The sequence below is a fragment of the Staphylococcus equorum genome (assembly GCF_001747895.1).
Taxonomy (GTDB): Bacteria; Bacillota; Bacilli; order Staphylococcales; family Staphylococcaceae; genus Staphylococcus; species Staphylococcus equorum_A.
Window position 1 is genome coordinate 106,708 of sequence record NZ_LNNB01000009.1, and the last position, 20,681, is coordinate 127,388.

The window sequence follows — 20,681 nt, forward strand, 5'->3', positions numbered from 1 at the left end:
TTGTTATTAAATTAAAACGGACGTGCTATAATTTTTATAAGGAGGCACATCATTGATTAAACAACTTTTATTATGTCCAGTTCTATTTAGTTATTTGTACCAGTTGAGCCATGTAAATCAATTAAGGTTAAATTACTTTACCTTACGTTCTCGTTGTGATTATTGTCATAGCGTGCTTAAATTTACCGAAATGATACCAATTATAAGCTTTTTGTGTTTAAAAGGAAGAAGCAGTTGCTGTCAAAGTAAGTTGAGTTCTTTATATTTAATTGGAGAATTATTATCTATTGTTCCTGCATTTATACTTTCTTACTTATCATTTCCTTTAGATCACACCACCTTTATACTTATATATATATTCCTACTTGTATTTACTATGTATGACATCAAAACTTTTGCACTGCCACTCCATCTGTACATTATATTTTCGTTATGTGCCTATTTTATTGCACAAGGAAATGTATACCATTTCTTAATCATGACTACGATATTACACCTTTTTTATTTTCTAATACGTCACGGCATTGGTTACGGTGACATACTCCTTTTTTCATTGCTATCTTATTTACTACCATATCCAGACTTTGTGTTAACAATGTTTTTTACGTTTATTTGTGGGGGTATTTTTGCTTTAGTTAGTATGATACTTTTTCGTAATTTAAAGCAAAGAATACCACTTATACCTTTTATTTTTGTTGCTTTTAATTTAGCGATGGTGTCTCATCAATATTTAACTTTAGGAGAGGGTCTAATTTGAGAATAAATGAACTTGCAGATAATCAGAAACCGAGAGAACGTTTGTTAAGCTATGGTGCCTCGCATTTATCGCATGCTGAGTTATTAGCTATACTCATTAATACTGGTCGAAAAGGGAGTTCCAGTTTAGATATTGCAAACGAATTGTTGAAGACAGTTGACAACTTAAAAGAATTAAAAAGGCTATCTATCAGTGACTTAAATAAAATCAAAGGTGTAGGTTTATATAAAGCGCTTATTTTGAAAGCAGCATTTGAGTTAGGAGAACGCATGCATTCAGGTAGCGTAGACGATAAGATTCAAATTTCAAACCCTAAAGATGTCGCAGATTTCATGATGGGCAAAATGGAGCATTTGACACAAGAAAAATTTATAGCGTTGTTTTTAAATTCTAAAAACGTAATTATTAAGCAAAAGACCATATTTATTGGCACTTTAAATAGCTCAATTGTACATCCACGAGAAATATTTAGTGAAGCTGTTAAATGTGCGAGTAACGCCATTATTGTATTACACAACCATCCTTCAGGTGATGTTACGCCTTCAACCGAGGATATTAAAACTACTGAAAGGTTAAAAGAGTGTGGTCAAGTGCTAGGAATTGACTTATTAGACCACATTATTATAGGTGACCATACTTATTTAAGCATGGTTGAAGAAGGGTATTTTGACTGATACATAGTAGAAAATTAAATTTATAGAAACGTCCGAATCCAAGAATGAAGTTTTATGAGTCATTATGTAAAATAAACAGTTCTATTTAAGCGTTATATCCTCGATACATATACGGACACATTTTAAATAAAATTGACATGTACGGACATATATTCTATAGTTATATTGAAAACGTTTTCAATATATTTTTGGAGGTAGAATGTTATGGTTAAAATAAATAATCCTATTGTATTGCAAAGAGCGGATCCTTTTATTCACAAAGAAAAAGAAAAATATATTTTTACTGGTTCGCATCCTAATTATGATCGAATTATATTGAGAATTTCAGATAATATAAATGGGCTAAACGATGCAAAAGAGCATGTGATTTGGGAGAAACATGAAAAGGGGGGGCAAAGTCATCTAATTTGGGCACCTGAAATTCATAAAATAGATGATAAATGGTATATATATTATGCAGCCTCTCCTAATGAAAAAATTGAAGATGATACTTTTAATCACAGAATGTTTGTATTAGAAAATAATTCTGATGATCCTTTATCTGATAACTGGATAGATAAAGGACAGATAGATACAGGTTGGGAGTCATTTGCTTTAGATGCTACGGTTTTTATCTTAAATGATGTTGTATATTATGTTTGGGCGCAGCAAGATATAAATATTCCGGGTCATTCAAATATTTATATTTCAAAAATGAAAAATCCTTGGACTTTGGAAGGAAAAATATCTATGATAACTTATCCTGAATATGAATGGGAAAAACAAGGGTTTTTAGTGAATGAAGGACCATCAATACTTATAAAAGAAAATTATATTTATTTAACATATTCAGCAAGTGCAACAGGTATAGAATACTGTGTTGGACTATTATATGCTGATATTACTAGTGATGTGTTAGACACTAAATCATGGAAGAAAGTTAAAAAGCCTATTTTTAGTAGTAGTAATATTAATGGACAATATGGGCCTGGGCACAATTCTTTTACAGTTTCAGAAGATGAGCAGCAAGATATTATTGTTTATCATGCGAGAAATTACCAAAATATTGATGGTGATCCTTTATATGATCCTAATCGTCATGCAAGAGCCCAAATTATAAAATGGGATAAAGATGGCATGCTAATACTAGATGAACCGATGCCAGATGAACGATGGACTCCAAATTCACCACGAATATTGGAGGATGAGGACTATGATTAATATTAAAAGTAGTGTGTTTTGGCGTTTTGGTGGTATAAACTTTTTTTATTTTGCAATTTGGACATTAATAATTACTTTTTTACCACTATGGTTAAATAGGGTAGCAAACTTAGACACAGCTGAAGCTGGTATTGTTTTTGCTACGATGTCTATAGTTGCCATAATATTAGAGCCAATTTATGGCGTTATCCAAGATAAATTAGGTTTGAAGAAATACTTGTTTGCTTTTGTCATTTTATGCTTACTTTTTATTGGACCTTTTTTCGAATATGCATTTATACCATTACTTGAAACAAATGTGTTTTTAGGTAGTGTAATAGGAGGCTCTTTTATAAGCTTATGTTTGTATAGCGGAGTTGGAGTTGTAGAATCTTATTGTGAAAAGTCTAGTAGAGCTAATGGATTTGAATATGGACATACTAGACTATTTGGTTCTTTAGCAGGTGGTGCTTTTGCTTTTATTGGTGGTATTATGTTTGTGCATAATACTAATAGTATTTTTTGGATATGTTCTATATCAGCTATATTACTAGGTATAATACTTTGGAGTATTAAGGTTAAAAAACTAAATTATCAAAAAAACGATAATATCAAAAATGAAAAAGAATATGTAAATAAAGATAGTATTTTTAAACTATTCAAAAATAAAAGTTTTTGGGGACTTTGTTTATTGATTATTGGTAGTGCAAGTTTATACGACGTATTTGACCAACAATTCCCTAATTATTTTGTACAATTTTTCCCTGACAGCAGCACTGGTGAATCCTTGTTTAGTAGACTGACTTCAACACAGATTTTTATTGAAGCGGGTGTAATGATTTTTATGCCATGGGTTATAAATAAAATCGGTGCAAAAAATGGGTTGTTTTTATATGGTTTAGTATTATTTGTAAGGGTTATAGGGACCGCTTATACAGATGAGGTTTGGCTGCTATCATTTTTTAGGTTATTAGCAGCTATAGAAATGCCATTATTACTCATATCAATAATGAAATATATAGTGAGTATATTTGATATAAGACTTTCAGCAACAGTTTATATGCTTGCTTTCAATGTTGCCAAGCAACTTGGAGTAGCATTCTTTTCGGTAATAATGGGCAAATTATATGTGGAGATAGGTTTCCAAAATACATATTTAATTATGTCAGTTATTATAATCGTTTTAGTTAGTATTGGAGCATTTTTAATGAAGAGTGATAAACCATTATCTAATTTAAATAATTCAAAAGAACAAATAAGTAATAGCAATTAGAAATGCCAATTACTAGAATAAGTAAATATCATCATAAAAAAGTATGCTATTAGCATGCTTTTTTATGATGATATTTTGACTGAAGATTATTGTTAAGTGAATTTATTATCAAGATTGGTATTAAACTTAACTTTTATAAACTTACTCAGAATAATAATATTTCCCCAGATTATTAAAGTATTAAAACGGGTAGAAATAGAAAGTAACGATTATATATAATCAGTTTATTTAGGCTGATTTTTAAATATATGGAAGAAGGGTAGGATTATTAATGACGATGTATGATGAGTTTCGTTTAAATGATGGATCAACTTTACCTCATATAGGATTAGGAACGGTTAATATTCAAGGCGGAAAAGGCGTTAATCAAGTAATGAATGCAATTGATATAGGCTACAGCTTAATAGATACTTCAACTAATTATAACAATGAAGGTATGGTAGGCGAGGCAATTCGTCGTTCGTCAATACCTCGAGAACAAATTTATGTAAGTGCTAAATTACCTGGCGCTGCACATGAATATGATAAAGCTATTAATCTTATTCAAGAGTCACTTTATCGTACAGGCTTAGACTATTTTGATAAATATTTAATACATTGGCCGAATCCCAAACAAGGTAAATACGTTGAGGCCTGGAAAGCATTAGTCGATGCACAGAAATATGGTTTAATTAAAACAATTGGTGTTTCTAATTTTATGCCTGAACATTTAGATGAAATTATTGAAGCAACAGGAGTGACGCCAGCTACTAATCAAATAGAAATTCACCCGTATTTCAATAATAAAGATTTAATAGCAGAAAATGATAAAAGAGGTGTTTTATCAGAAGCTTGGAGCCCTTTAGGTCGTGAAATTAATGATGTTCTTACGAACGATACGATTAAGGCTATTGCTGATAAATATGATCGTACACCTGCTCAAGTAATTATTAACTGGGTTAATCAAAACCATGTATTTCCAATTGTTAAATCAAGTGATGACGTACATCAACAAGAAAACTATAATTATCTTGATTTTGAATTAGAACAAGAAGACTTGGATAAGATTGATGACTTAGATCAAGGTGAAAGCGGTCGTGTTGAAAATCAAAACCCACTTGAATATGAAGAATTTGTTTAAGCATTTAAAGTAACATTATACATTAAAGACATCCTGATATTGAAAGGGTGTCTTTTTACATATGATTGATTTGTTTTATGAGACACATTAATCTTCCGGTATGCGTCAAGGTAATGTATAATCAAGTTGTTATATAAGGAGGATTATATATTGGGAAGTATCTTATTAATCGGGTTATTGTTACCTGTAGTGTATCTTATGCAACTCACAAAAAAGCGCCAAGCAATTAATTTGAAAAAAACAGGTATTGCCATAGCTGTTTCAGTTATCGGAGTTGTTATTACAACTATATTATTCGTTGTATTTAATCATACATCAACTTCAATTTGGATTTATTTATTGAGTGCTATAGCGGTAGCGATAATATGGGCACTATTATTAAGTGGCTGTTATTATGTTTATCAGGTGTTAAGTAATGGTGTAGGAAAGTAAGTAAATGACAAGTTTCTATAGTATATGTTAAGTTTTGCTAGTAGTACTTTATGTTTTTTACATATTTTAAGTGAAAGTATTAAATCTAATAACAAAAAAATGCGCTTAATGGATAATTTAATCCTTAAGCGCTAAAATTTTAATTTATGAAATTGAAATAAGTGTTAAAATTCTCCATTAACCAAAGAATACCTTGGTAACCCAAATATATACATAACACAATAATTCCAATATATATTATAAATCTTAAAATTGATAAACCTACTCTAAATAGTAGTATGACTAAGAGTGCAAGCAGGATTATAGATAAAATACTCATTCTGTATTCACTCCCTTTAAAAACATTGTACTATGAAAATAGGGCGTATGCATCAGTCTATAGATAAGTTTTAAATACTTCTAGAGACTGATGATAATTCGACTGTGAAAAATTATAATATAGAGTGACTTAATAGGAGGATGGTTCATGCGGTTTATTTTCAGTATTGTAAAAAACATTATAGCTGTCATAGCGATAGTAGCAATTGTACTTTTCGCATTAAAATATGCACCTTTTTTAAAAGACCAAGAATGGAACCCAGTACATGATGATAAGCCATCTATGAATAATGAAGCACCTCAACAAAATTTGACTGGTGGCAAACGGTATTCAGTAGAAGATAATGACATCCTTAATAATGTACCGTTTAGTCAAACGAAAAATGTGTTTGATTGGATTAATAAAAAAGAGTTTATGTCAGTCTCAGGTTTAGAAAGAATGGGTTATACTGATGAATACTTGGCTGGTCAACGTGGCGATGAGTTTATTATCTATGAATTTGGCTCAGATTCACTTCGTGTTTATAAGACGGAAATTGAAATGGAACAAGATTTAAATCAATTAGGAGTGCATATTGAACTACAACCACAATCTAGCTACGAGTAATGCGTTTGAATTATAGGGTGAAATGCGTTAGCCTTAAATAAGTAAAAACGTTAAAGGTTGGTGTCCAATTATGAGTGAACAGTCTAAAGATAAGAAAATGGCTGAGCAAGCAAAAGCACAAAATTTATTTGCACGTTGGCGTAAAAAAGAAACATTATATGAAGAAGATGAGAAAAAAGCTAAAAAATCAACTGACGACAACAAATCAGATGAAAAAGAAAATGACTAAAGTAAGTTCACGTCTCTTATAGTAGAGGCGTTTTTTTTATGGTTTGAAACTTGAAGACATTTTGAATGCTTATATGAGCGTATATAAAAAGATTAAACATATAAGATATAAATAAATGTGTTTGCCTCAAAAAGTATTTAATATTAATTTTTAAACAAAAATAATATATTGAATTACTATTCGCAAAATCAAAACTTTTTAATACACTATTGACTATAAGTATTGTTATAATACAATGTATCGTTTAATTTATTACATTTTAATCAAATCTTGAAACGTATCCGTTTAATCTAGTTAAACTGTTGATTTAATATAGGATAAATTTTGTTATGGAATATCAGGGTTCGTGCTTTATTTCGTAACACTAGTGATATAAAATGGTAATAAGAATATAAAATAGTTGGTTAATAGAGGTGTTCAGGTTGTCAAAGTTTTTTAAAAACAACAAACTGATTGTTATACTGTGTGCAATCATTGTGTTTATAGCCTTAATTGGTGTATCTTTGCGTTCACAAACGCAATCACCAGTAGAACAGTATGTTGGAGATACTGTTGCTTTTGGTCAAAAAGCAGTTAGCTATCCTGTACATTTTATAACAGGATCTATCGGTAATCTCTTTGCAAAAGATAGTTCAGAAGAACAAAGTAGTAAGGTAAAACAATTAGAAGCTGAAAATGAAAGACTAAAAGCTGAAAATAAAACTTACAAAAAAGAATTAGATGTTGAAGATATTTCAAAATATGAACCGATTTCTAGCACAGTATTATCTAGAAATCCTGATCAATGGATGAATACATTGGTTATAAACCAAGGTTCTAAAGATGGAATAGAAAACAATATGGCTGTGATGACTTCAGAAGGGTTAGTTGGCCGCATCTCTAAAGTGAATCAATTCTCGTCTCAAGTGGATTTAATCTCAACGAACACACGTGCTAATCGATTGTCTGTAAACATTCAACATGATGGAGAAAACGTTTTTGGTTTAATAGATCATTATGATGCTAAGAATGAAGAACTTGTAATTACAGATATAAATAATAAAGATAGTATTAAAAAAGGAGATAAAGTTGTTACGAGTGGCTTAGCAGATCAACTTCCTAGCAGTATTTACATAGGTGAAGTATCTAAGGTTGAAAATGATGAGTACGGTCTATCTAAAGAAGTAAGAGTGAAAACAGCTGCAAGTTTAGCAGACTTAAACCACGTCTATGTTGCTAAAAGAGACCCAAAAACAATGCCAGATAATGAAAGCGGGGATAATTAATGCGCGCATTATACTACTTTCTTATTGGTATTGTATTGTTTTATATTGATACTGCAATTGGGCTTGTTATACCAATGCAAATAGGAGATAAAGATATTATTTTCGTGCCACATTTAACGATCATGTACATATTGATGCTAAGTGTGTATAGAAGTTTTGGTGTAGCGCTGGTTTTATCAGTAGTATTAGGTCTAATTACAGATTTATATTTCGGCAGTTTTTATGGTCTATACCTATTTGGCTATATTTTATTTGTAGTCATCACGGACTTTTTCTTCAAAACATTTTATAGAGATCATACAATGCTGTTTATCATTATTTTACTGAGTACAGTTTTCTTAGAAATTTATGTAGCAATTATGTATAGTATTTTAGGGCTTATTAATTTTGAGTTTATAGATTTTATTATATTTAGATTAATACCTACATTTATATTAAATTTAATTTTACTTACAATTTTATTCCCAATTATTATGAAATTCCTAAGAAAAGTGCAATTGAAGATTGACAGTAAGAAATCCTAATGCTAAAATGCAGTAGTTGAGTAGTTCATAGCTACATACAACCGCTCAGATTCAGGTTCAAGTACATTTATGTCACCTGCATTTGGCGTGACTTAAAATTATAGGAGGTGCAAAGTATGTTTGCTATTATCGAAACAGGTGGAAAACAATTAAAAGTTGAAGAAGGACAAGAAATCTTCGTTGAAAAATTAAATTTAAACGAAGGTGAATCATTCACTTTTGACAAAGTGTTATTTGTAGGTGGAGACTCAGTTAAAGTTGGTGCGCCAACAGTTGAGGGTGCTACTGTTACTGCTACTGCTAATAAAGAAGGACGCGGTAAAAAAATCACTGTATTCACTTACAGACGTCGTAAAGACTCAAAACGTAAAAAAGGTCATCGTCAACCTTATACTAAATTAACTATCGACAAAATCAACGCTTAATTATGATTACTGTTGATGTTACATTGAACGAAGCTGGTCAAGTAACTGATGTTATTATGGATGGTCATGCAGAACATGGCGAATACGGGCATGATATAGTTTGTGCTGGTGCATCCGCAGTTATTTTCGGAAGCGTTAATGCTATCATGGGATTAACAAGCGAAAAACCAGACATTGATTACAATGATGACGGTGGACATTTCCACGTAAGAAGTGTCGATGCTACAAATGAAAAAGCGCAATTAATTCTTCAGGCAATGTTAGTATCATTGCAAACAATTGAAGAAGAATATAAAGAAAATATCAGACTAAATTATAAGTGAGGTGCAACCCAATGTTAAAATTAAACTTACAATTCTTCGCATCTAAAAAAGGGGTAAGTTCTACAAGAAACGGCCGTGACTCTGAGTCAAAACGTTTAGGAGCTAAACGTGCTGATGGTCAATACGTTACAGGTGGATCAATTTTATTCCGCCAACGTGGTACTAAAATCTATCCTGGTGAAAATGTTGGTCGTGGTGGCGACGATACATTATTCGCTAAAATCGACGGCGTTGTTAAATTTGAACGTAAAGGTCGCGACAAAAAACAAGTTTCTGTTTACGCAGCAGCTGAGTAGTTTTTGTCACCATTAACACCAGAAGTTATGACTTCTGGTGTTAATTTTTTTGTCTTTATTTTCTAGTAGGCAAGATAATGATATAATATAAAAGATATGGAAATTAAGTTTTTAGAAAAAGAGGTGAAATCATGTTTGTCGATCAAGTTAAAATATCACTTAAAGCAGGTGATGGCGGTAATGGTATAACAGCCTACCGTAGAGAGAAATATATTCCATTTGGTGGTCCAGCTGGTGGCGACGGTGGTAATGGTGCGTCAATTATATTTGAAGTTGATGAAGGATTAAGAACTTTATTAGACTTTAGATATCAAACACATTTCAAGGCTAATAGAGGTGGCGCTGGTCAAACGAGTAATATGCATGGTAAAAATGCAGACCACTTAGTTCTAAAAGTACCGCCAGGCACAATTGTGAAAAATGTTGAGACAGAAGAAGTTGTTGCAGATTTAGTTGAAGATGGTCAACGTGCAACTGTAGCTAAGGGTGGTCGTGGTGGCCGAGGTAATTCTCGTTTCGCTTCTCCAAGAAACCCTGCACCTGATTTTAGTGAAAATGGTGAACCAGGTGAAGAAATAGAAGTTACGTTAGAATTAAAATTACTAGCCGATGTAGGATTAGTAGGTTTTCCTAGTGTAGGTAAATCTACTTTGCTCTCAATAGTATCTAAAGCCAAACCGAAAATTGGTGCTTATCATTTCACTACAATTAAACCTAACTTAGGTGTTGTTTCTACAAAAGATCAAAGAAGTTTTGTAATGGCAGATTTACCTGGTCTTATTGAAGGTGCGTCTGAAGGTGTAGGATTAGGCCATCAATTTTTAAAACACGTTGAGAGAACAAAAGTTATTGTTCATATGATTGATATGAGTGGCTCTGAAGGTCGCGATCCATTCGAAGATTATAAAGTAATTAATGAAGAATTAAGTGCTTATGAACATCGTTTAGAAGAGAGACCTCAAATCGTTGTAGCAAATAAGATGGATATGCCAAACGCTGAAGATAATTTAGAAATTTTCAAAGAAGAATTGAATGATGATAGTATTCATATTATTCCTTTATCTACAGTAATGCATGATCATATTGATGAACTTTTATATGCAGTTGCAGATAAATTAGAAGAAGTAAAAGACATTGACTTTAGTAAAGAAGAAGAGGAAGACTTGGGTGTTAACAGAGTGTTGTACAAACATACGCCGAGTCAAGATAACTTCACAATTACTAGAGATGATGATGCTGCATACGTTGTAAGTGGTAAAGCAATTGAAAGAATGTTCAAGATGACTGACTTCAATAGCGACCCTGCAGTACGTAGATTCGCACGTCAAATGCGTTCTATGGGCATTGATGAGGCCTTGAGAGCACGTGGCTGTGAAAATGGTGATATTGTAAGAATACTTGGTGGAGAATTTGAATTTGTTGAATAGGAGTGCTTAATTTGGACAAAAAAGACTATAAAAAGTTTTATTTAATTAGAGAAGATGTTTTACCAGAATCAGTTGTAAAAACTTTAAAAATTAAAGATGTATTAAAAAACGATCCGTCATTGTCCATATTTGAAGCAGTCAAACAGTTCGATTTATCTAGAAGTGCATTTTATAAATATCGAGATACTATATTTCCGATTGATGAAAAGATGGAATCAACGAGAGAGTTTACGTTAATATTGTATGTCAATGATATTGTAGGCATGTTGGCACAAGTATTAAATACATTATCTAGTTTACAGTTATCTGTGTTAACAATTCACCAAAGTATTCCAATGGATGGTAGAGCAACAATCACACTTTCATTAGATGCCAAAGGCACGGATTTGGAAATTGATGATGTAATGGAAGCTTTAAAAATTATTGATCATATTTCTAAAGTAGAATTAATTAGTATGACTATATAAGGAAGTGTAAACGTGTACGCATATATTAAAGGCACATTAACAGTATTGAATCCTACGCATGTAGTAGTTGAAGCATCAGGTGTAGGATACGAGATTCAAACACCTAATTCTTATCGTTTTCAAAAACAAATGGATCAAGAAGTCGTGATTCACACTTCACTTATCGTAAGAGAAGATGCACAGTTGCTCTATGGTTTTATAAATCAAGAAGAAAAAGATATGTTTTTAAGTTTGATAAAAGTAACTGGCATTGGTCCGAAATCTGCATTAGCAATTTTAGCAAGTAGTTCTCCGAATGACGTCAAAATTGCCATCGAGAACGAAAATGATGCTTACTTAACACAATTCCCTGGAATAGGTAAAAAAACTGCGCGCCAAATTGTATTGGACCTTAAAGGTAAAGTACAGATCAACGAAGTAGATAGCAGTCAGCTATTAAATATGGGAATTGATAGTAATGGTGCAACTGCAATTGTTAAAGAAGCAATGCTAGCATTAGAAGCATTAGGTTATTCTAAACGTGAATTGACTAAAGTCGAAAAAACATTAACTAAAGAATCATTTGAATCTGTCGATGATGCAGTTAAAAGAGGATTACAATTACTTATATCATAAATATTACTATATTTAAAAAGGGGGGAATGTAATGGATGATAGAATGGTAGACCAATCAGTACATGAAGAGGAAACTTCATTTGAACTTTCTTTACGACCAGCAAGGTTACGTCAATATATTGGACAATCAGCGATTAAATCGAATTTAGAAGTGTTTATTAAAGCAGCTAAAATGAGACAAGAACCGTTAGATCATGTCCTATTATTTGGTCCCCCTGGATTAGGTAAAACGACTTTGTCTAACATCATTGCGAATGAGATGGAAGTAAATATTAGAACGATTTCTGGACCATCTGTAGAACGACCAGGTGATTTAGCTGCGATTCTTTCTAGTTTACAACCAGGAGATGTTTTATTTATTGATGAAATTCACAGGTTAAGTAGTGTTGTTGAAGAAGTATTATATCCTGCAATGGAAGATTTCTTCTTGGATATCGTTATTGGTAAAGGAGAAGAAGCGAGAAGTATTCGTATAGACTTGCCACCTTTTACTTTAATAGGTGCTACTACAAGAGCGGGTAGTTTAACAGCTCCTTTACGCGATAGATTCGGTGTTCATCTTAGATTAGAGTATTACGAAGAACCTGAATTGGAAGAAATCATTGTGCGTACCGCAGAAGTATTAGGTACGTCCATCGATGAAGAAAGTGCAACAGAATTAGCTAAACGTAGTCGCGGAACGCCAAGGGTAGCCAACCGTTTGTTAAAACGTGTACGTGATTTTCAACAAGTGAAAGAAGATGAATCAATCAGCATAGATACTACAAAGCAATCTCTGCAGTTATTACAAGTAGATGATGAAGGGCTAGATTACATTGATCATAAAATGATGAATTGTATATTGCAGCAGTATAAAGGTGGACCTGTTGGTTTAGATACGATTGCTGTTTCTATTGGTGAGGAACGCATTACGATTGAAGATGTATATGAACCCTTTTTAATACAAAAAGGATTTATTGAGCGTACGCCAAGAGGACGGAAAGCGACACCTTATGCATTTGAACATTTTAGCAAGAATGGAAAGAGGGAATAAGTTTGGATATTGAAGCATTTGATTATCATTTGCCTGAAGCATTGATAGCACAAACACCTCTGAAAAACAGAGATGAGAGTAGATTATTAGTTCTTGGCAGACAAACTGGTGATATTGAACATAAACATTTTAAAGATGTCATTGATTACTTAAATAAAGGTGACACGCTTGTATTAAACGATACAAGAGTAATGCCAGCTCGTTTGTTTGGTTTAAAAAAAGAAACCGGTGCAAAAGTAGAAATGCTAATGCTGACACAAATCTCTGGTAATGATTGGGAAGTATTATTAAAGCCTGCAAAAAGAATTAAGGTTGGTAATAAATTAACGTTTGGTGACGGTAAGATAGTTGCTGAATGTATTGAGGAGTTAAACCAAGGTGGTCGTATAATGAGACTACATTACGAGGGCATATTACAAGAGCGCTTAGATGAGCTTGGTGAGATGCCGTTACCTCCTTATATAAAAGAACGCTTAGACGATCAAGATCGTTATCAAACTGTTTATGCCAAAGCATCTGGTTCTGCAGCCGCACCAACAGCAGGGTTACATTTTACTGATGAATTATTAAATCGTATAAAAGCAAAAGGTATTAACATCGCATTTATTACGTTACATGTTGGTTTAGGTACATTTAGACCTGTAAGTGTAGATAATATTGACGATCATGAAATGCATAGTGAATATTATCAAATGGATCAAGAAACAGCAGAGTTGTTAAATGAAACCAAGTCTAAAGGACATCGTGTGATTTCTGTAGGTACAACATCAACTAGAACACTTGAAACGATTATGCAAACGAATGAGATATTTAAAGCTCAAAGTGGCTGGACAGATATCTTTATCTTCCCAGGCTATACATTTAAGGCAATTGATGGTTTAATTACAAACTTTCATTTACCAAAATCAACGCTTGTTATGCTAGTATCTGCTTTTAGTAGTAGAGATTATATTTTAAATGCATATCAGCAAGCGGTAAAATCAGAATACAGATTCTTTAGTTTCGGAGATGCAATGTTAATTATTTAGGGAATGAAAGGAGATTTTATATGCCAGCAGTAACGTATGAGCATATTAAAACTTGTAAGCAATCGGGTGCTCGTTTAGGTATTGTACACACACCGCACGGATCATTTGAAACGCCGATGTTTATGCCAGTAGGTACAAAAGCTACTGTAAAAACGATGAGTCCAGAAGAATTACATCAAATGGAAGCGAAAATCATTTTAGGGAACACTTATCATTTGTGGTTACAGCCAGGAAATGATATTATCAAAAAGAGTGGGGGCTTACATCAGTTCATGAACTGGAATGGTCCTATACTGACTGATTCTGGCGGTTTCCAAGTATTTAGCTTAAGTAATTTGAGAAATATTACTGAAAAAGGCGTAGAGTTTCGTCATCATAAGAATGGGTCGAAGTTATTTTTGAGTCCTGAGAAAGCTACAGAGATTCAAAATGATTTAGGTTCAGATATTATGATGGCATTTGACGAATGTCCTCCGATGCCTGCCGAATATAAATATGTGAAAGATTCTATTGAAAGAACCACTAGATGGGCTGAAAGATGTTTGAAAGCACATAAGAGACCTGATGATCAAGCTTTGTTTGGTATTATACAAGGCGGAGAATATAAAGATCTTAGAAAACAAAGCGCTGAGGAATTAGTTGCTTTAGATTTTCCAGGATATGCAATAGGTGGCTTGTCTGTAGGAGAGCCTAAGCCAGTGATGTACGATATGGTGACACACACAGAACAATTTATGCCGAAGGACAAACCACGTTATTTAATGGGTGTGGGTTCACCAGATGCATTAATTGAATGTAGTATTCGAGGTATAGACATGTTTGACTGTGTACTACCAACACGTATCGCGCGTAACGGTACTTGTATGACTTCACATGGACGAGTGACTATTAAAAATGCTAAATATGCAGAAGATTTAGGACCACTTGATGAAAATTGTGACTGCTATACTTGTAAAAATTATAGTAGAGCTTACATAAGACATTTAATTAAAGCAGAAGAAACTTTTGGTATTCGTCTTACTACTTATCATAATTTACATTTCTTGCTAAAATTAATGGAAAATGTACGACAAGCTATTCGTGAAGATCGTCTTCTTGATTTTAAAGAAGAATTCTTTGAACAGTATGGACTTAATGTAGACAACCCAAAAAACTTTTAACAAGGGAGAAATAAAATAATGCAATTTACTTCATTAATATTACCAATTTTATTATTAGCATTAATGTGGTTTTTCTTAATCAGACCACAACAAAAAAGAGCGAAAGAGCATCGTCAAATGATTAGCCAAGTAAGTTCTGGCCAACATGTAACTACAATCGGTGGTATCAAAGGTACTGTTCGTGCAGTAGATGAAACTACAGTAGTATTAACTTTAAATGGCAATGGTACTGAAATTACTTTAGAAAAACCTGCTATAAAACAAGTTGATCCTTCATAATAAAGTAACGAACTGATATGAAAATATCAGTTCGTTTTTTTATTAACATATTCTACTGAAACATTAATAGAAATCATATATACTTTCTTAAACAATATGTTGATATAGTGTTATAATTTAAATTGACCTAGTATATAATCATAACTTAACGTATAAACGAGTAATATTTTTGTAACAATTCAAAAAGTTAATAACGCTTACAATTAAGTTATGAATACAAAATAGTTGAGTTAGTTTTTACACACGTTGTAATATGTTAAGATAATAAGGTCGTTTAGAAGAAAGTATAGATTGTATAAAATTGCATTAAAATGATTTAATCAAGTATTCTTATAACATAAGCTTACAATGAGGTGTTCAAGTGAAGAAGAGTAGTAGAATAGTTGCATTCATAGTGCTCGTAGGTCTGTTGTTGGGAGCTATGGCATTTACTTATAAGAGTGTAGTTAAAGACGTTAGCCTTGGTTTGGACTTGCAAGGTGGATTTGAGGTCTTATATCAAGTAGATCCTTTACAAAAAGATGATAAAATTGACGATAAAGCGGTTAAATCAACAGCGAAAACGCTTGAAAACCGTGTCAACGTCTTAGGTGTTTCTGAACCAAAAATTCAAGTCGAAGATAAAAATAGAATTCGTGTTCAACTTGCGGGTGTTAAAAACCAATCTGAAGCTCGAGAGGTCTTATCATCACAAGCAAATTTAACAATTCGTGATGCCGATGACAATATCAAATTGACTGGTAAAGATATCCAGCAAGGTTCAGCAAAACAAGAATTTAAAGAGAATACGAATCAACCAGCAGTTACTTTCAAATTAAAAGATAGTGATAAATTCAAAAAAGTAACTGAAGAAATTTCGAAAAAAGATGAAAACGTCATGGTTGTTTGGTTAGATCACGAAAAAGGTGATTCTTACCATAAAGAAGTGACTAAAAAAGATCCGAAATTCGTTTCAGCTGCTTCAGTAGATAAACCGATTAATTCTGATAGTGTTGAAATTTCAGGTGGATTTAATGGTGAAGAAGGCATCAAAGAAGCAAAACAAATTGCTGATTTATTGAATGCAGGTTCCTTACCAGTAGATTTAAATGAGATTTATTCTAATTCAGTCGGTGCCCAGTTTGGTCAAGACGCATTAGATAAAACAGTGTTTGCTGCTATAATTGGTATTGCAGTAATTTATCTATTCATGTTAGGTTTCTACCGTTTACCAGGTTTAGTAGCAATTATTGCGCTAACGGCGTATATATACTTAACGATGGTAGCATTTAACTTTATATCTGGTGTACTTACATTACCAGGTTTAGCAGCCCTAGTCTTAGGTGTAGGTATGGCTGTCGATGCGAATATTATAATGTATGAGCGGATTAAAGACGAGCTCAAAATTGGACGGACACTCAAACAAGCTTATAAAAAAGCGAATAAGAGTTCTTTCTTAACCATTGTCGATGCACAGTTAACAACTGTGATTGCAGCCGCAGTGTTGTTCTTCTTTGGTGAAAGTTCAGTTAAAGGTTTCGCAACTATGTTACTCATCGGTATCTTAATGATCTTTGTAACAGCAGTGTTCTTATCAAGATGGCTATTATCATTACTAGTGTCATCTAATTACTTCAAAAAATCATATTGGTTATTTGGTGTAAACAAAAAAGATATTCACAATATCAATGAAGAAAAAGACGTACATGATTTGAAAACGCCATATGAACGTTGGGACTTTATGAAATTGGCTAAGCCATTGTTATCATTTAGTGTCCTTATTATTATTGTCGGTGCCATTATTCTCTTTATTTTCAAATTAAATTTAGGTATTGATTTCACAAGTGGTACGAGAGTTGATTTTGAATCTGATAATAAAGTGTCAGAGGAAAAAGTGACTCAAACACTTGAAGATAAAGATTTCAAACCGACTCAGGTTTCACTTGGTGAAAATGGTCAAAATGCTACTGTACAATTTAAAAATGATTTATCTAAAGATGAAGTTGCTAAAATTAAGAGCACTATAGATAATGAGTTTGGTAATGATCCAACAGTCAATACAGTTTCACCAGTGATTGGTCAAGAACTTGCTAAAAACGCCATGTTTGCACTTATATATGCTGCTATTGGTATTATTATCTATACTACATTTAGATTTGAATGGCGTATGGGACTATCATCAGTACTGGCACTACTACATGATGCGTTTATCATTGTTGCTGTATTTAGTTTATTTAGATTAGAGGTAGATATTACCTTTATCGCAGCAGTATTAACGATTATTGGTTACTCTATCAATGATACGATTGTTACATTCGATAGGGTCCGGGAGAACTTACACAAAGTAAAAGTGATTACGAAAAAATCTCAAATAGACGATATTGTTAATAGATCGATTCGTCAGACAATGACACGTTCTATTAATACAGTTTTAACAGTAGTTATCGTAGTTATTTCGTTACTAGTATTGGGTTCACCAAGTATCTTTAATTTCTCATTAGCATTACTTGTCGGTCTGATTTCAGGTGTGTTCTCATCTGTATTTATCGCAGTACCGTTATGGGGCATTATGAAGAAACGTCAACTTAAAAAATCTGATGATCATAAGATTGTCGTTTATAAAGAGAAAAAATCAAATGATGAAAAAATCTTAGTATAACTTGCACAGGATGTATGTACTTTGAATTCTAGTGTCAATTATAGCTAAAACATTTCAAATAAAGTGAAACAGCTCGAATTAAAAATTCGGGCTGTTTTTTTATGAGTTTAAAAAGGTATTAACGAATAAAGTAATTTTAAATACGAATTATGGTTATTAAGCTAAAGTAGATTGCTTTTCATGTTAAGATGTATTTGTGAATTTTTTAAAAAACATGGTATTCGCTTTATAAATATAATAGAAAGTCTTGTTTAAATGTAAGTACTTTTTATTTTCGAATATCTTTTGTATAATTGCTTGTGGAAATGAGGGAGAATAGTATGATTAAATCCAAGTATACTTGGGATGTTAACGCACCAGAAACTGAGATTACAGAGGAAGTTTCATCAGAATTAAAGCTAACTCCTATTGTAAAGAAAATCTTAGAAAGTAAAGGTTTAACTGATAAAGCATCAATTGATGCTTTGTTAAAAGGCACTCAAGTCACACATGATCCATTGTTAATGAGCGATATGACTAAAGCTGTCGAACGCATTAATTTGGCGATAGATCAAAATCAAAAGATTTTAGTATATGGTGATTATGATGCAGATGGTGTAACGTCTACAACTATACTCGTAAATACGTTAAAAGAGTTAGGCGCACACGTAGGTTGGTATATACCGAATCGTTTCTCTGAAGGTTACGGCCCAAATGAAATGGCTTTTAAAAATGCTTATGAAGAAGAGATTTCACTCATTATTACTGTAGATAATGGCATACAAGGCCATGAAGAAATACAAATGGTACAAGATTTAGGCGTTGATGTGATTGTGACAGACCATCATGAAATTGGTAGAACGATGCCTAATGCCTATGCAATTGTACATCCAATGCATCCGGAATTTGATTACCCATTCAAATACTTATGTGGTGCTGGCGTAGCTTATAAATTAGCACAGAATTTATTGGATGAACCACCTGCATATTTCCTTGGCTTAGTTGCTATAGGAACAATTGCTGATTTAGTCTCTTTAACGGATGAAAATCGAACTTTAGTCCAAAAAGGATTAGAAGTTCTTAACAATCATTGTCCACCATCTATAAAGGCGATTTTAAAACAAGCTGGTTACAGTGATGAAATTAATGAAGAAACAATCGGTTTTATCATCGGCCCTCGTTTAAACGCAGTAGGTAGACTAGAAGATGCTGCGCTTGCTGCAGAATTATTAATGGCTGAAACAGATGAAGAAGCAGATTTTCTAGCTGAACAGGTCGAATTCTTTAATCAAGAACGTAAAGATATCGTTGCACAAATTTCTGAAGAAGCATTACAAGTAGCTGAAGCACAAGTACAACAAGGCGCTAAATTCTTATTATTAGCTGAACCCAATTGGCATGAAGGTGTTTTAGGCATCGTGGCATCTAAAGTTGTAGAAACGTATAGTTTACCAACGCTTATATTAAATATCGATGAGGCGCAAGGCCATGCAAAAGGCTCAGCTCGTAGTATAGCGCAAGTCTCAATGTTCGAAGTTTTGAATGCACATGGTGATTTAATATCAAAATTTGGCGGTCATCATATGGCTGCAGGTGTGACGATGCCAATAGAACACATTGAAACACTGAGACAAGGATTAAATGATTGGATGACTCAACTTGCTGAAACAACATCACTTGAGCCACGTAAAAAAGTAGACGTTAAAATATCAGAAGCTGATATTACAATAAAAAACATTCAAGATATTCAAAGATTACGTCCTTTTGGCACAGACTTTTCTAGTCCATGCTTTGAATTACAAGATGTCATTGTCAATCAAGCAAAAGGGATTGGCCAAGAACAGAAACATCTCAAACTCGTAATGGGTGAAAGTCAATTACAGGCTATCTTTTGGCAAAACGGGCACCTTGTTAAGGAATTAGGGGAACAACAACCAATTAATTGTATTGGGACGTTGCAGATTAATGAATGGAATGGTTTTCAATCACCTCAATTCATGATACAAGACTTATCAAGTAATAATTTACAAATTCTTGATTATAGAAGTAAAAGTAAAGTGAGTGGCTTTGAGCAGAATTCAACGGATGTAGCTTACCTTATTCATAAAAAAAGTGAAAAACTAGGCGAAAATTATTACTTTTATGGTGATGAAATTCAGCAAAATTATGATAAATATGTTTTTCGTGATTTGCCTGCTTCTATACAAGAAATCAAAGATACTTTGAAAACCGTAGAAGTTTCACAAATTTACCTTGTTTTAAATCATGAACGCTCGATTTATTTTGAAGGCATGCCAAAAATGGAAACGTTCAAACAATGCTTTAAAGCATTAGCTACGAAAAAGGAAACTAATTTAGCTAAAGATGGTATGCAACTTTGCCAATATTTAAATATACAGTCTAGTATGCTTAAATTCATCTTGAAAGTTTTCCTTGATTTAGAGTTTATCAAAGATGAAAATGGTATAATCAAGATAAATAGCGACTCTACTAAGAAAGCGATTGAATCGAGTAAGTATTATCAAGGTCGTTTAGAAAGAATTGAAGTTGAAAAAATGTTGCTTTATGAAGATTTTAATAATTTAAAGCAATGGATTAAGTCTGAACTGGTAGATAAATAGGAGGAAGTTTGA

Annotated in this window: 23 protein-coding genes and 1 other annotated feature; of the genes, 22 read left to right on the top strand and 1 reads right to left on the bottom strand. The window is 32.7% G+C overall.

Annotated features, from left to right (window positions below; all coding sequences use genetic code 11):
* The first annotated feature begins 52 nt into the window (after positions 1-52).
* The 6 genes from AST02_RS02325 to AST02_RS02350 all read left to right on the top strand — a co-directional run bounded on the left by AST02_RS02325 (position 53) and on the right by AST02_RS02350 (position 5,435).
* On the top strand, positions 53-757 hold the full coding sequence (locus tag AST02_RS02325; protein WP_069815424.1) for a prepilin peptidase: 705 nt from the start codon (positions 53-55) through the stop codon (positions 755-757).
* Positions 754-1,431, top strand: a complete 678-nt coding sequence (radC, locus tag AST02_RS02330; RefSeq protein ID WP_069815427.1) for a RadC family protein — start codon at positions 754-756, stop codon at positions 1,429-1,431. Before AST02_RS02325 ends, radC begins: the two co-directional genes overlap by 4 nt.
* 204 nt (positions 1,432-1,635) lie before the next feature.
* Positions 1,636-2,631 carry a glycoside hydrolase family 43 protein gene (locus AST02_RS02335; RefSeq protein ID WP_069815429.1) on the top strand — a complete coding sequence of 332 codons (996 nt, stop codon included), beginning with the start codon at positions 1,636-1,638 and terminating at the stop codon, positions 2,629-2,631.
* On the top strand, positions 2,624-3,883 hold the full coding sequence (locus tag AST02_RS02340) for an oligosaccharide MFS transporter (protein ID WP_069815431.1): 1,260 nt from the start codon (positions 2,624-2,626) through the stop codon (positions 3,881-3,883). The genes AST02_RS02335 and AST02_RS02340 overlap by 8 nt, the downstream gene beginning before the upstream one ends.
* A 271-nt stretch (positions 3,884-4,154) precedes the next feature.
* The gene (locus AST02_RS02345) at positions 4,155-5,003 is read left to right on the top strand and encodes an aldo/keto reductase (RefSeq protein WP_069815433.1); all 849 of its coding nucleotides are present in this window, start codon (positions 4,155-4,157) and stop codon (positions 5,001-5,003) included.
* Positions 5,004-5,153: 150 nt separating this feature from the next.
* Positions 5,154-5,435: a hypothetical protein gene (locus AST02_RS02350; RefSeq protein ID WP_046465512.1), complete on the top strand. Its 282-nt coding sequence runs from the start codon at positions 5,154-5,156 to the stop codon at positions 5,433-5,435.
* A gap of 139 nt (positions 5,436-5,574) precedes the next feature.
* Here the strand turns inward: AST02_RS02350 and AST02_RS14020 are convergent, their stop codons facing one another.
* Positions 5,575-5,754, bottom strand: a complete 180-nt coding sequence (locus AST02_RS14020; protein WP_071561853.1) for a hypothetical protein — start codon at positions 5,752-5,754, stop codon at positions 5,575-5,577.
* A gap of 147 nt (positions 5,755-5,901) precedes the next feature.
* Here AST02_RS14020 and AST02_RS02355 point away from each other — a divergent pair, with 147 nt between their 5' ends.
* From AST02_RS02355 to recJ, 16 genes are all read left to right on the top strand, one after another.
* Complete coding sequence (locus AST02_RS02355; RefSeq protein ID WP_069815435.1) at positions 5,902-6,360, top strand: DUF4930 family protein; 459 nt, start codon at positions 5,902-5,904, stop codon at positions 6,358-6,360.
* A gap of 70 nt (positions 6,361-6,430) precedes the next feature.
* Entirely contained in the window at positions 6,431-6,589 is a 159-nt protein-coding gene (locus tag AST02_RS14180) for a hypothetical protein (protein WP_141714362.1), read from the top strand.
* 422 nt (positions 6,590-7,011) lie between these two features.
* On the top strand, positions 7,012-7,854 hold the full coding sequence (mreC, locus tag AST02_RS02360; protein WP_046465510.1) for a rod shape-determining protein MreC: 843 nt from the start codon (positions 7,012-7,014) through the stop codon (positions 7,852-7,854).
* Positions 7,854-8,378 (top strand): rod shape-determining protein MreD, encoded by a 525-nt coding sequence (gene mreD, locus AST02_RS02365; protein ID WP_069815437.1) that lies wholly within the window; start codon positions 7,854-7,856, stop codon positions 8,376-8,378. Before mreC ends, mreD begins: the two co-directional genes overlap by 1 nt.
* Before the next feature lie 29 nt (positions 8,379-8,407).
* Positions 8,408-8,481, top strand: a sequence feature (ribosomal protein L21 leader region).
* A gap of 13 nt (positions 8,482-8,494) precedes the next feature.
* Positions 8,495-8,803, top strand: a complete 309-nt coding sequence (gene rplU / locus AST02_RS02370; protein WP_046465508.1) for a 50S ribosomal protein L21 — start codon at positions 8,495-8,497, stop codon at positions 8,801-8,803.
* Positions 8,804-8,805: 2 nt separating this feature from the next.
* Positions 8,806-9,126 carry a ribosomal-processing cysteine protease Prp gene (locus AST02_RS02375; protein ID WP_002507408.1) on the top strand — a complete coding sequence of 107 codons (321 nt, stop codon included), beginning with the start codon at positions 8,806-8,808 and terminating at the stop codon, positions 9,124-9,126.
* A gap of 11 nt (positions 9,127-9,137) precedes the next feature.
* Positions 9,138-9,422 (top strand): 50S ribosomal protein L27, encoded by a 285-nt coding sequence (gene rpmA / locus AST02_RS02380; protein ID WP_002507409.1) that lies wholly within the window; start codon positions 9,138-9,140, stop codon positions 9,420-9,422.
* A 131-nt stretch (positions 9,423-9,553) separates the two neighbouring features.
* Positions 9,554-10,849 (top strand): GTPase ObgE, encoded by a 1,296-nt coding sequence (gene obgE, locus AST02_RS02385; protein WP_069815439.1) that lies wholly within the window; start codon positions 9,554-9,556, stop codon positions 10,847-10,849.
* Positions 10,850-10,860: 11 nt separating this feature from the next.
* Positions 10,861-11,316, top strand: coding sequence for an ACT domain-containing protein (locus AST02_RS02390; RefSeq protein WP_040762881.1), 456 nt, complete (start codon positions 10,861-10,863; stop codon positions 11,314-11,316).
* Between the two features lie 12 nt (positions 11,317-11,328).
* Positions 11,329-11,931 (top strand): Holliday junction branch migration protein RuvA, encoded by a 603-nt coding sequence (gene ruvA / locus AST02_RS02395; protein ID WP_002507412.1) that lies wholly within the window; start codon positions 11,329-11,331, stop codon positions 11,929-11,931.
* 31 nt (positions 11,932-11,962) lie between these two features.
* Positions 11,963-12,964 carry a Holliday junction branch migration DNA helicase RuvB gene (ruvB, locus tag AST02_RS02400; protein ID WP_046465505.1) on the top strand — a complete coding sequence of 334 codons (1,002 nt, stop codon included), beginning with the start codon at positions 11,963-11,965 and terminating at the stop codon, positions 12,962-12,964.
* 2 nt (positions 12,965-12,966) lie between these two features.
* The gene (queA, locus tag AST02_RS02405; protein ID WP_069815440.1) at positions 12,967-13,992 is read left to right on the top strand and encodes a tRNA preQ1(34) S-adenosylmethionine ribosyltransferase-isomerase QueA; all 1,026 of its coding nucleotides are present in this window, start codon (positions 12,967-12,969) and stop codon (positions 13,990-13,992) included.
* Positions 13,993-14,012: 20 nt separating this feature from the next.
* Positions 14,013-15,152 (top strand): tRNA guanosine(34) transglycosylase Tgt, encoded by a 1,140-nt coding sequence (gene tgt / locus AST02_RS02410; protein ID WP_069815442.1) that lies wholly within the window; start codon positions 14,013-14,015, stop codon positions 15,150-15,152.
* An 18-nt stretch (positions 15,153-15,170) separates the two neighbouring features.
* Positions 15,171-15,431 carry a preprotein translocase subunit YajC gene (gene yajC, locus AST02_RS02415; protein WP_069815444.1) on the top strand — a complete coding sequence of 87 codons (261 nt, stop codon included), beginning with the start codon at positions 15,171-15,173 and terminating at the stop codon, positions 15,429-15,431.
* Positions 15,432-15,792: 361 nt separating this feature from the next.
* A complete protein-coding gene (gene secDF / locus AST02_RS02420; RefSeq protein WP_069815446.1) occupies positions 15,793-18,069 on the top strand; it encodes a protein translocase subunit SecDF in 2,277 nt (758 codons plus the stop codon).
* Positions 18,070-18,389: 320 nt separating this feature from the next.
* The gene (gene recJ / locus AST02_RS02425) at positions 18,390-20,669 is read left to right on the top strand and encodes a single-stranded-DNA-specific exonuclease RecJ (protein ID WP_069815447.1); all 2,280 of its coding nucleotides are present in this window, start codon (positions 18,390-18,392) and stop codon (positions 20,667-20,669) included.
* Positions 20,670-20,681: the final 12 nt, after the last annotated feature.